Here is a 10,708-nt window from a genome sequence, read left to right as displayed (position 1 = left end):
TCCCAGGTGACCATCGAATACGTCAACGGCGTGCCCAAGAGGGTGGACACCATCGTGGTCTCCACCCAGCATGACGCCAATGTCTCCGAGGACAAGGTCAAGCGGGATATCATCAAGCATGTCATTAACCGGGTGGTGGACAGCAAGATGATGGACGATCGGACCAAGATCATGGTCAATCCCACCGGCCGGTTCGTGATCGGCGGGCCCCAGGGCGACACCGGACTGACCGGACGAAAGATCATCGTCGACACCTACGGAGGCATCGGACGCCACGGCGGCGGCTGCTTCTCCGGCAAGGATCCCACCAAGGTGGACCGCAGCGCGGCCTACGCCGCCAGGTACATCGCCAAGAATATCGTGGCTGCCGGCCTGGCCGACCGCTGCGAGATCCAGCTGGCCTATGCCATCGGAGTGGCCGAGCCGGTGTCCATCATGGTGGATACCTACGGCACCGGCAAGGTGGAGGACGCCAAACTGACCAAGCTTATCCGGCAGTACTTTGACCTGACCCCCCACGGGATCATCACCATGCTCAAACTGCGCCAGCCCATCTACCGTAAAACCGCCGCCTACGGTCATTTCGGCCGGGAGGAGGAGGGCTTCCCCTGGGAGAAGACCGACGTATCCGACAAACTGAAATCCGCAGCCAAAAAATAATTAGGAGAAATAAATGAATTACGATATCAAGGACATCAAACTGGCAGCCAAGGGCAAGAACCGGATAGAGTGGGCCGACAAATACATGCCGGTGCTGCAGACCATCCGCACCAGATTCGAAAAAGACAAGCCGCTCAAGGGGTACAAGATCTCGGCCTGCCTGCATGTCACCGCCGAGACCGCCAACCTGATGCGCACCCTGAAGGCCGGCGGGGCGGAGCTCCGGCTGTGCGCCTCCAACCCGCTGTCCACCCAGGACGACGTGGCCGCTTCGCTGGTTAAGGATTATGGCATCCAGACCTTCTCGGTGAAGGGCGAGGACAATAAGCTCTATTACAAGCACATCAACCAGGCCCTGGATCAGCGGCCCCATATCACCATGGACGACGGGGCCGACCTGGTCTCCACCCTGCACACCACCCGTAAGGATCTTATCAAAAACATCATCGGCAGCACCGAGGAGACCACCACCGGAGTCATCCGCCTGCGCAGCATGCAGAAGGCCGGGACCCTGGCCTTCCCGGTGATTGCGGTCAACGATTCCCAGACCAAATACATGTTCGACAACCGCTACGGCACCGGGCAGAGCACCCTGGACGGCATCATCCGGGCCACCAATATCCTGCTGGCCGGATCCACCGTGGTGGTGGCCGGCTACGGCTGGTGCGGCCGGGGCCTGGCCATGAGGGCCAGGGGAATGGGCTCCAACGTGATCATCACCGAGATAGATTCGGTCAAGGGGCTGGAGGCTATTATGGACGGCTTCCGGATAATGCCCATGGCCCAAGCGGCCAAGATCGGCGATGTCTTCGTGACAGTTACCGGCAACATCAACGTGGTCCGGCCGGAGCATTTCAAGGACATGAAGGACGGAGCCATCGTCTGCAATTCCGGCCACTTCAATGTTGAGCTGGACATTGACGGCCTTAAAAAAATATCCAAATCGGTCAGGACCACCCGTGAATTCGTGGAGGAGTACACCCTCAAGAATGGGCGGAAGGTCATCATCCTGGGCGAGGGCCGGCTTATAAACCTGGCGGCTGCCGAGGGGCACCCGGCCAGCGTAATGGACATGAGCTTTGCCAACCAGGCCCTGGCGGCGGAGATGCTGGTCAAGAAGGGCAAGGGCATGGATAAAAAGGTCTACGCCCTGCCGGTGGAGCTGGACAATAAGATCGCCCAGATCAAACTGCAGGCCATGGGCACCAAGCTGGATGCCCTGACCGTCGAGCAGAAGAAATACCTGGCCTCCTGGGAGATGGGAACCTAAAACGGGCAGGCCGGAAACCATTTAGACAGGGTTAACGAGATTTAACTTTTTTGGGATCCCTTTTGTTACCATTCAAGCAAAATGCCTGACAGGCCGGAGCCTGTCAGGCATTCCATGAAAAACACGTCGGAGCATATTTAACGACCGATCAACGTAAGCGGTAACCACCAGAAAAATTTTAGTCTGGACCCCCATGACAATTGATTGTCCGGGGGCGGTGGTTATTGCTGGAAAACGATCGGTCTTTTTATTTGGGAGCCCGGTAGAGCAGGAAGGCTCCTATGGCCCCGAATATAATATTGGGCAGCCAGGCTGCCAGGATGGGCGAAAGCGTCGCGTTGTGCCCCAGGGCCCGTCCGGTCTGCAGCAATCCCCAAAAAACAAAGCAGGTCAACAACGATATGGCAAAGCCCGAGGCCGTGCTGCCTTTGCGCGAATTGGACAGCAGGGGAAGGCCGAACAGCAGGATGATGAAATTGGCGAAGGGGAATGATAACTTGAGATACAGGTCCACCACCGATTGTTGAACCTTATTTCCGGACCTCTTTAAACGGTCAATGAACTGGCGCAGTTCAAAGAAACCCATCTCATCGGGCAGCAGTTCGCGTTTGGAAAACGATGCCGGGACCTCCTCATAGCCGGTGAGTTTTAATTGCGGGAGGCTGTCGGAAAGTTCCGTCCCGTCCGGACGGAACTTCCGGATTATGACTTTCTCCAGCAGCCAGGCGTCTCCGGCCCAGGTCCCTCTGGCCGCGTCCACCCGTTGCAATATCCGGTTCTGCTGGTCGACCTGGAATATGGACACCGAATCCATCACCGCTTTTTCCACATTGTATCTTTTAATAAAAAACTGGCGGCCGTCACTGCCGTCGTATAGCAGGTTGAATCTGATCTTGGGCTCCTGGGATATCTGCTTCCTTATCCGGATCCTTTCCAGATTGCCTTTTTTCTGGTTGGTGAACGGGACGATAGTTTCGCTGACAGCCATCACCGCAAGGCTTATCAGCAGGCCCAATATGAACAGGGGGGCGAATATCCGGTAGAGGCTCATCCCGGCGGCTTTCATGGCCACGATCTCGTGGTGGCGGGCCATCTGACTGATAGTGGCCATACTGGCCAGCAGCATGGCCACCGGCAGGGTCAGGATCATTATATACGGTATCTGATAGATGTAAAACAAGGCCACCAGATGATAGGGCGCCCGGTTATCGATGAACATGTCCAGCTTTTCGAAGATATCCACCAGAACGAAGATCAGCACGAAGGCGGTCTGCGAAAAGATCAGCGATTTCAGGAATTCCCGGGAGAGGTATTTATCCAGTATTTTTATCGGCATAACGGTTCTTTTTAAAGCTGAATTCATAATTCTTCCAGAACAGCAGGATCAGGCCGCAGGCTCCCAGCACCATGTTGGCGGCCCACATGGCCAGCACCGGGGAAAGGATCTGCCGGTCGGCCAGCTCCTCGCCGCCGATCAGGGCTATATAATACAGGACAAAGAAACCCAGCGACAGCCCGAAGCTGACCCCCAGGTTGCCCTTGCGGGTGATGATTCCCAGGGGGGCCCCGATCAGGATGAACACCAGGCAGGCCGCCGGGATGGCCATCTTTTTCTGGATCTCCACCTGGTAGCGCCGGATCTCCAATATGCGGTTGTGGACCTCCGAGGACAACTGGCTCAAACGGGGGGGCGGGAGACTGGAGCTGTCGGCCAGCTGGGCCTGCAGGGGCTTCAGTTCCTTCCGGATATTGGCGATCACCTGCTGCATCATGCCCGAGGACATCTCCCGGTCGCTGCGGTAGGTCCGCACCTGATGCTGGATCTGGGGGTCCATCGGCAGATATAAAATATGTTTTTTGAAACTGATCCGGTGGTAGCGGGTCTTGTCCTCGGGGTCCAGCTGGTGGATCTCCCCGTCCATCAGTTCCAGCCTCAGCGAGGCGGCCTGGGGGGTTACCATCAGCCGCCCCTTGGATGCCAGGATGGTCCGGGGCTGGGAGTTTCCCTTCTGTTCGTAGATGGTGACATTGCCCAGCTCCGAGGTCTTGGGATCGATCCGCCGGATCAGGATATTGTAATCGGGGAAATCGGTAATGAAGATGTTCTCCTTGAGCTGCAGGGTGGGCTTGGTCTCGGAGATGTCCATCAGCAGGTTCTTGACCATATGGTTGGTCTCGGGCATCAGGCGATCGTTGAAGAAATACAGCCCGGCGGTCAGGATGATCCCGGCCAGAAAGGGAGCGATGATAAGCCTGATAAAGGGGGTCCCGCTGGATTTTATGGCCGTCAGTTCGTTGTCCTGGGCCAGCCGCCCGTAAGTCATGATCACTGCCACCAGCACCGCCATGGGGATGGTCATGGTCAGCATGTAGGGGAGGCTCAGGAAGAATACCTTGCTGACGATCAGGATCGGCACTTTTTTCTGGATGATCATATTGATAAGCTCGAACAGCCGGTCCATCAGCAGAACGAAGGTCAGCACAGTCAGGGCCAGAAAAAACGGAAGGGCATGGCCCTTTATAAGATACCGGTCGATTATCTTCATAGACATATAATGTTATACGGTATTTGCAGAAAAAGCAAGAATTTTTATTGAAGTTGAAACATAAGCTGTGATAAACTAACCATATGCTCCATAGAAAATCCAAAATATATCCGCTATCTTTGGCTGTCATCCTGGCGGCGTTGGCGCTGACCATCGCCGGGAATGGACAGGCCCAGGAATTCGGGCCATTGGAGGATATCACGGCGGATTACAATGCTGAAAACTTCCGGAAAAACGCCCGGACCAACAGCTACAGCATAGACTACCGGCTGGGGCTGATGATAGAGCAGGAGCTTGTTTCCCAGCAGACCTTCGGGATCAGGTATTACAGCTTGAGCGCCTTTTTGGAGAAATTGCGAATTGAGGGAACGGACAGCGCCTGGTCAAGGAATAATTATGCATTTTTGTCAAAACCGCCCCAGGAGAGGACCGGGGAGGGGCTGATCCCCGATATCCAGATACCCATCCCGGGGCTGGGCAAGGCCTTCGGCTCCGGGGCCCAGATAAAGGTCAGCGGCAACCAGAAGATAACCGCCGGATACGACCGGACCACTTATAACCAGATCGGCCGGGACCTGGATGCCAATGCCACCACCGATGACAACAAGATAAACATCAAGCAGGAGCAACGGGTGAACCTGGAGGGGGTGATCGGCGACCGGGTGCATGTGCTGATAGATTACGATAGCGAGGCCGATCCTGACAAGCGCAGCAAGGTCCGCCTGCGGTATGAAGGCAAGGAGGACGAGATCCTGCAGAGCCTGGAGGCCGGGGACACCGAATTTTCCTTAAGCGGCTCCTCTCTGGTGGGCGGGCTGACCACGGTTCACAAGGGCCTGTTCGGGCTTAAGGGGGTGGCCCGGCTGGGGGGCTTCGAGCTGACGGCCATCGCCAGCAAGGACGAGGGCCAGAGTCAGACCAGCTCCTTCTCCGGCTCGAACGTAGCGTCTTCTGTCACCCATTTGGACAATGAATTCATGCAGTATACGGTATATGAGATCATCCCCGGCGGGTTGGCGGGGGGCGATGCTATTGAGGCCATAAAAGTATTCATCGGGAATGAGTATACTCCGAACACGGCTGCCCCTCATCGCCTAAAAGACAGGAGTTGGAGGGATTTTAAGGGGATCCCCTGGGACACTCTTTACGAGCAGACCAGGATGGATGCCAAGACCGAGATCACCGATTTCATCCTGGACGATCCCATCACCGGGCGGATAATTCTGACCAACGGCATGTATGACCAATCGGTGCTGGGGGTGGCCTATAAGACCAAAAATGGCAGCTATTATCCCAGCAAGCATGATTTCGATAATTCGGATACCCTGATGCTGGTGAAGCCGGCCAACTGCCAGCCCGCCGATACCATTAACGGCTATTGCTGGAACTACGAAAAGCGAAATTATTATTCGTTAAACGGACGGGGCATTGATTTTTCCACCCTGACCATAAAACTGCAATACCGCAAAGAAAATGAATGGTTGGAGAATGATCCTGACAGCCAGAAAACATTCCTGGAGCTTCTGCGCTGGGAGAATGCCGGGGCTCTGTATGATAATTATATAAATCAGGAGGAGGGCTATTTCTTCTTCCCTCAAGATATGCCTTTTCTGGATTCGGCTTTGCCGGATAGCTGCCCTGATATTTACCGGGTGAAGAATTTGACCAATTATTCCGCCAAATACCGCTTTATAATCACCTACAAATCCACAGTGGCAATGTATGCCCTGAATGCCCCGGGGCGCCTGCTGGAGGGAACGGTCAGTGTCACCTTGAACGGATCTCCGGTCTCATCCAGCGAATATACGGTGGACTACGATATGGGCACCGTCACCTTTAACGACCGGGTCAAAAACGAATTACAGAACAGCAACGCCGCCCTTAACATAGAGTATCAATACCTGCCAGCGTTTGCTTTGGGATCCAAGACCCTGGCCGGCCTAAGGGGCATCTACAAATTCGGGGATAGCGGGCAGCTGGGCGGCACCTGGCTGTATCGCAGCGAGCAGACCCCGGATGAAAAGCCCCGGCTGGGCGAGGAGCCCCGCCGGATAATCGTGGCCGGTCTGGACGGAAGCTTCCAGGCCGCCCCCGATTTCCTTACCAGCTGGACCAATGCCCTGCCGCTGGTGGAGACCGAGGCCCCATCCAACTTTAAGCTGACCGGCGAGATCGCCGGCAACTTTCCCAACCCCAATACCAAGGGCCAGGTGTACATTGACGATATGGACGGCAGCAAGGTGTCCGACGAATTCAACCTGAGCCGCTCGGCCTGGGTGCGCTCCAGCGTCCCTCCGACTAAGGCCGATACCAATCTGATCAGGGCCGATACATTACTGGCCAGAACATTTTATTGGTACAACCCCACCACCCAGGTCACCATGAAGGAGATCAATCCCGCAATTACCGATGAGACCCAGAGGAACGAAACCATCAGGACATTGTTCTTGAGGTATGAAGCCGGACATCAGGACACTCTGAACTCCTGGGCCGGGGTTACCCAGCTGTTAAGCAAAACCGGGCTGGACTTAAGCCAGAGCAAACTGCTGAACCTCTGGATAAGGGGCTTAAACGGGAAAGGGATCGTTCACATAGACATTGGCCGGAACATTGACGAGGATCAGGTTTGGTGGACCAAGAAGGGTTTGCATCCTCCAAACGGGAAAGTGGATTGCGAACCGCTGAACCTCAACCGGGAGCCGGTATATACCGATCATACCGACATCGGTATGGATCGGGTAAAGGGGAATGACAGCACTTATTTAGCTTCATCGGGCGACGACGGGACCGATGATTATGTCGTTGACATAAATAAACCGGACTACAGCAAAATAAACGGGACCGAGCGCAACGGTTACTACGACACCGAGGACCTTAAAATGAACGGCCTGGATTCTCTGGATGTGCCCCAGCTGGGTAATAATTATTACAGCTTCCGCTTCGACCTCTCTCAAAGCCAGGCCAACCAATACGGCTGGCACCAGCTGTCGGCCCTGCTGGATACCGTCCAACCGGTGGGCCCACAGCTGGGCTGGAGTTCCATTCAGTATGCCCGGATCTGGGTGGACAGCTGTCCGGCCAGCACCGCTTTTGAGATAGCCATGATAGAGGTCAGCGGCAACCGCTGGCAGGAGGAGGGTGTGTTTTCGAGCGATACCCTCGATGCCGTCGATCCCTCCGAAAAGTTTACCATAGAGGTAAAAAACAACCGGGATAATTCCGATTATACCCTGCCCCCCAATACCGAACAGAAGGACGACCAGGGGAGGGTGGAGTTCGAGCAGAGCCTGTGCTTAAATATCGACAGCCTGCGCTCCGGGCATTATGTCACAGCCGGAAAAATACTGCGGGATAAGGAGAACAATTACACCGGGTATAAAACCCTGAAGATATGGGCCCACAGCAACGACACCACCCATGTTAAGAAATCGTTCGGCCTGCGGCTGATCGGCAATGACCCGAACAGTTACTATCAATACAAGCAAGGGTTGTCTTCCGGCTGGCAGGAAATGATCATGGATGTTCTAACCTTCAGCGACCTGAAAAAGCTGCCGTTCCCGACGGATACCACAAATAAGATAAGGACCAGCGGCAACTATTCCCTGAAAGGGAATCCCAGTCTGATCAGCCTAAACAGTATCGAATTGTGCGTTTTCAATGACGATACCGGCAGGATATTCAGCGATGAGGTCTGGTTCGACGAACTGCGGTTGGACGATGTCCGCCGGGACCGGGGCACCGCCATCACCTCCAGCGTGGCGATCAACTTTGCCGATCTTTTATCGCTCAATGCTTCATACAACAAGACCGGCAGCCACTGGTACGGGGTCAATTCCAGCGGCACTGGGAGCGGGGTTAAGAGTATAAATTACAGCCTGAGCGGCAGTTTCAATGCCCATAAATTGTATCTGGATCGGCTGGGGCTGACCCTTCCCATCGGCTTTAGATACGGCGAATCCCAGCAGTATAGTGAATACGGGGCTGACGATATCAGGCTTACCGAGGAGGAGAGCCGGGCCCAGATGGCCTTCTCCCAGAATGCCGGGTTTGATGTTTCCTTCTCCAAGAAGATGACCCAATGGTGGCTGACCAACCTTACCATCGACCGGATCTCACCCCGGTTCAATTGGAGCCGCAGCGTCTCCGACAGCCGGACGACATCGGACAGCACCACCTCCAGCGGTCTGAGTTTGGGCTACGGCTGGAGCTCCGGAGAAAAAAAATCCTTTAAAACCTGGCCGGGATTGCAATTCTATTATCTGCCCAGCTCTTTCGGCCTAGGTTGGTCCCGCAACCAGGTTAAGAGATGGTATTGGGACAAGCTTACCGGAGTGGAGAACAATAACGGCAGTGGAGATACCCGAAGCGGCCAGGGCGATCTCTCATGGCAGTTGATGAATTCCCTGAGTTACTCCTTCAACACCGCCCGGAATTTGAAGGACCGGTTCTTTCAGGGGGAATGGGCCAGAAAGTTCGACCTGGGGTCCGAGATATCCCGTTCCCAAAAGGTGAACTACAGCACCACTCTTAACTGGCTGAAGGTCATCAAGCCCAGTCTGGCCTTTTCCACCCAATACAACGAGGGCCACAGCCTGGCTGCCAAGCCCAGCATCGTGGACACCTTCCACCTGCTGAACGTCAGCAATTCCAACAGCCTGTCTCTGAACGGCAACCTTGATGTGGGTAAATGGCTGGCCAAAGTAACCGGTTTACGCAACAAGGCCAAGGACGATTCGGCCGAGGTGGGAAGCCCTAGATGGCTGGTGACAAAGATTGATTATCTGTTCAACAAACTGGGAGGGGTGCAGGCTTCCTTCAGCCGCGATAACTCCAGCCAGGCCTCGAACCTGCTGATGAGGCGTCCCGATATGTTATACCAGTTCGGTCTGAAGCAGCAGGTCACGGATATCCCCAGGTATTTCCAGGCCAATACCGACCGCAATACCATCCGCAACACATACTCCCTGGGCACCAGCCTGGATCTGATGAGGCTGTCGCTGAGTCTTTCCCTTCGCCGCAGCGATGATACCATCATCGTGGGTGATGCCCGGAACTCTACCCGCAGCGTCACCTGGCCGGAGCTGAGGGCCACCCTGGCCGGCCTGGAGAGATGGGGCCTGTGGAAAAAGGCCATGACCGGCGCCAGCCTGACATCCTCTTACAGCCGGACGATCGACAAGACCTGGGAGAACCAGAAGCCGCTGGTAAGGATCGCCACCAGGAATAATTTCAGCCCGATACTTTCGATGTCCGCGAGATGGAAGAAAAGCATCAGCACCAACCTTGCCTTTGATTACAGCAGCCAGAAGAACGACGATGTTATCGGCCAGGGGCGGGACACTTACAACCAGACTTTTAAAACCAGCAGTTCCGTTTCGTACTCATTCAGCGCCCCCAAGGGTTTCAAGCTTAACCTGTGGAAGCTGGGCAAAAAGCGCATAAAATTCAACAGCGAGCTCAGCCTGCAATCGCAGTTCAGCTATTCCATCATTGGCGCCAGGAATGAGATCCCGGAAGGGGAGATCTCCGCCCTGCAACAGCTGCTCACCGAGACCGCTTACGAAAAGATAACCGAACTGGGCTACACTTCGCTGGTCCACGAATTTGCCATGTCGCCCAGCGCCAGCTATAATTTCACCCGGAGCATCACCGGGTCGGCCTCAGTTGACTTCAGCTTCACCAGGGACAAGATAGCCAAGAACAATGACCGCACCCGGACGGCCTTCAATGCCTCGGTGGAGATCAAGTTTTAACGCTTGATTGGTGGGAAAGATGTTTGGGTTAACACCGGATGAAAAAAAGGTTATAATTTTTTTTATTGTGGCCTTGGCGCTGGGCAATGCCGTGCTGCTCTACAAGAAAAGACATCCGGTCTCTGCTCCGGAGCTTAAATACGGCGGGCCGGAATTGCCCCAGGTCATCGAACGGCCGGGGTCATTTCCGGCAGGCCCAGAAGCTGCGGCAAAAAATCAATGGCCTGTCAAAAAGATTCCGGCCGAAAAGATAGACCTCAACCGGGCCGGGCCTCGGGACCTGGAGAAACTTCCGGCCATCGGCCCGGCGATGGCCAAGAAAATTATTGATTTCAGGAAGGAATCCGGAGATTTCCGAAAAGTCGAGGACCTTATGAAGGTCAAAGGCATCGGCCATAAAAAATTCAACCGGCTCCGGGAGCATGTATTTGTAGACCATTAAGGGCCATCAAGTTAAAAGACAAATTGCTTGACATTTG

The 10,708-nt window shown here is 54.9% G+C and carries 6 protein-coding genes; 4 read left to right on the top strand and 2 right to left on the bottom strand.

The genetic code is table 11. From position 1 onward, the window contains the following. Together metK and ahcY are read left to right on the top strand one after the other, a co-directional pair. A partial coding sequence (gene metK, locus KJ869_00150) for a methionine adenosyltransferase (protein ID MBU1575601.1) occupies window positions 1-660 on the top strand: 660 nt, incomplete at its 5' end. A 13-nt stretch (window positions 661-673) separates the two neighbouring features. Continuing rightward, entirely contained in the window at window positions 674-1,930 is a 1,257-nt protein-coding gene (gene ahcY / locus KJ869_00145) for an adenosylhomocysteinase (GenBank protein MBU1575600.1), read from the top strand. Window positions 1,931-2,177: 247 nt separating this feature from the next. On the opposite strand, the gene lptG is transcribed toward ahcY, so the two are convergent. Both lptG and KJ869_00135 read right to left on the bottom strand, forming a co-directional pair. Then, entirely contained in the window at window positions 2,178-3,266 is a 1,089-nt protein-coding gene (gene lptG, locus KJ869_00140; GenBank protein ID MBU1575599.1) for an LPS export ABC transporter permease LptG, read from the bottom strand. Next, complete coding sequence (locus KJ869_00135) at window positions 3,244-4,476, bottom strand: LptF/LptG family permease (GenBank protein ID MBU1575598.1); 1,233 nt, start codon at window positions 4,474-4,476, stop codon at window positions 3,244-3,246. Before KJ869_00135 ends, lptG begins: the two co-directional genes overlap by 23 nt. 83 nt (window positions 4,477-4,559) lie before the next feature. Between KJ869_00135 and KJ869_00130 the strand changes: the two genes are divergently transcribed. After that, window positions 4,560-10,229: a hypothetical protein gene (locus KJ869_00130; protein ID MBU1575597.1), complete on the top strand. Its 5,670-nt coding sequence runs from the start codon at window positions 4,560-4,562 to the stop codon at window positions 10,227-10,229. Between the two features lie 19 nt (window positions 10,230-10,248). Next, window positions 10,249-10,671 carry a helix-hairpin-helix domain-containing protein gene (locus KJ869_00125; GenBank protein MBU1575596.1) on the top strand — a complete coding sequence of 141 codons (423 nt, stop codon included), beginning with the start codon at window positions 10,249-10,251 and terminating at the stop codon, window positions 10,669-10,671. Window positions 10,672-10,708: the final 37 nt, after the last annotated feature.

The sequence above is a fragment of the Candidatus Edwardsbacteria bacterium genome, assembly GCA_018821925.1.
Taxonomy (GTDB): Bacteria; Edwardsbacteria; AC1; order AC1; family EtOH8; genus UBA2226.
Note: the sequence above shows the minus strand (reverse complement) of the source record. Positions and strands in the feature narration are given on the sequence as shown.

What these genes read in the sequence shown, in the direction of transcription:
- ahcY (MBU1575600.1), top strand. Translation starts at nt 674, where the DNA reads ATGAATTACGATATCAAGGACATCAAACTGGCAGCCAAGGGCAAGAAC.
- lptG (MBU1575599.1), bottom strand. Translation starts at nt 3,266, where the DNA reads ATGCCGATAAAAATACTGGATAAATACCTCTCCCGGGAATTCCTGAAA.
- KJ869_00135 (MBU1575598.1), bottom strand. Translation starts at nt 4,476, where the DNA reads ATGAAGATAATCGACCGGTATCTTATAAAGGGCCATGCCCTTCCGTTT.
- KJ869_00130 (MBU1575597.1), top strand. Translation starts at nt 4,560, where the DNA reads ATGCTCCATAGAAAATCCAAAATATATCCGCTATCTTTGGCTGTCATC.
- KJ869_00125 (MBU1575596.1), top strand. Translation starts at nt 10,249, where the DNA reads ATGTTTGGGTTAACACCGGATGAAAAAAAGGTTATAATTTTTTTTATT.